General features: G+C 29.8%; 1 protein-coding gene. It reads right to left on the reverse strand.

Going from position 1 to position 292, the window contains the following annotated elements; genetic code table 11:
- Nucleotides 1-38: 38 nt before the first annotated feature.
- Nucleotides 39-227, reverse strand: coding sequence for a hypothetical protein (locus tag BPMYX0001_RS35155; RefSeq protein WP_003202969.1), 189 nt, complete (start codon nt 225-227; stop codon nt 39-41).
- Nucleotides 228-292: the final 65 nt, after the last annotated feature.

Genomic DNA, 292 nt, shown 5'->3' on the forward strand with positions numbered 1-292 from the left:
CTAGCGACTATAAGCCACTAGTTCAGATTGTCTTGAAGTTATTTTTCTTTCTTCTTTTTAAATGCCAAAACATAAAATAATATTGGGATTAAAAAATATGCCAATAACTGTCCCTTTCCATAAGGACCGCCCTTAATATCTCCTCCTGCTAGCTGCATAATAGATGATATTGTAAACAAAATTGCTACAACTAATGCCCATTTACGTTGAATTAATTTATTATTCATTTTTCTTCACTTGCTTTCATAAAATATTTTTTTCATACAATACCCATTATGGTAGTAATACCTAT

Origin of the sequence: Bacillus pseudomycoides DSM 12442 (assembly GCF_000161455.1) — a bacterium.
In the GTDB taxonomy this organism is placed as follows: Bacteria; Bacillota; Bacilli; order Bacillales; family Bacillaceae_G; genus Bacillus_A; species Bacillus_A pseudomycoides.

Coding starts and splice junctions, on each gene's coding strand:
- BPMYX0001_RS35155 (WP_003202969.1), bottom strand. CDS start 227: ATGAATAATAAATTAATTCAACGTAAATGGGCATTAGTTGTAGCAATT.